Source organism: Arhodomonas sp. KWT, assembly GCF_010993615.1.
In genome coordinates this window covers 1-943 of sequence record NZ_WNXE01000652.1, presented here as the reverse complement: position 1 = coordinate 943, position 943 = coordinate 1, and the positions used below count along the sequence as shown (strand labels likewise).

General features: G+C 69.5%; 1 protein-coding gene. It reads right to left on the bottom strand.

Annotation, left to right across the window (positions count from 1 at the left end; translation table 11 throughout):
• Nucleotides 1-103: 103 nt before the first annotated feature.
• The coding region (locus G7A99_RS21465) for an alkaline phosphatase (RefSeq protein ID WP_205599986.1) at nucleotides 104-943 on the bottom strand (840 nt) is incomplete at its 5' end.

Below are 943 nucleotides of genomic sequence, written 5' to 3'. Positions count from 1 at the left end.
CGGCAAAGCCAGGATGGCCGCCCTGGGGCGACCATGCGCAGACACGTCCACATCGGCTTCGGCGCCATCGCCGTGCCGCACCCGGCTCGCGTCCCCGCTGCCGTTACGCCGGCTCCAGCGTCACCGTGTGGAGCGTATCCCCGGCGACGTCCTTGAGCCGCACGCTCATCACGCCCGTGTCCCCGGCGATATGCACCTCGCCGAAGAACTGCATACCGGCGCTCGGCGGCAGGTTGGACTTCCCCTCCGGCGGGGCCTTCACGAAGGTCACCTCCGGGCCGAACGTGTCGTCGAGCTCGTTGGGCCCGTACGTGCCGGCGTTCAGGGGCCCGGAAACGAACTCCCAGAACGGGGCGAAGTCCTTGAAGCGCGCGCGATCGGGGTGATAGTGGTGCGCGGCCGTGTAGTGCACGTCCGCCGTCAGCCACACGACGTTGCGGATGTCGTTGTGCTTGATGAAGCGCAGCAGCTCCGCGATCTCCAGCTCCCGCCCCCGCGCGGGGCCGTCATCACCGTTGGCCACGGCTTCGTAAACGTCCTCGCCGGCCCGCACCACCAGGCCCAGCGGCATATCGGCGCCGATCACCTTCCAGGTGGCCCGGGAGGCGAGCAGCGAGCGTTTGATCCAGGCGAGCTGGGCGTCGCCGAGAAAGGCCGTCTCCGCCCCTTCGCTGGCCTGATCGTTGGCGCCGTTGGGCCCGCGATAGCTGCGCATGTCCAGCATGAACACGTCCAGGGTCGGGCCGTAGGGGATGTGCCGGTAGATGCGCTCCGGATCGCCGGCGGGCATGCGGATGGGGTGATACTCCAGGAACGCACGCCGGGCCCGGGCCGACAGCAGCGCGGCGCTGCGCTCGGTGTAGCGCTCGTCACCGAGGCGCTGCTGGGGGTACCAGTTGTTGTGGGTCTCGTGGTCGTCCCACTGCACGAGCATCGGCACCTC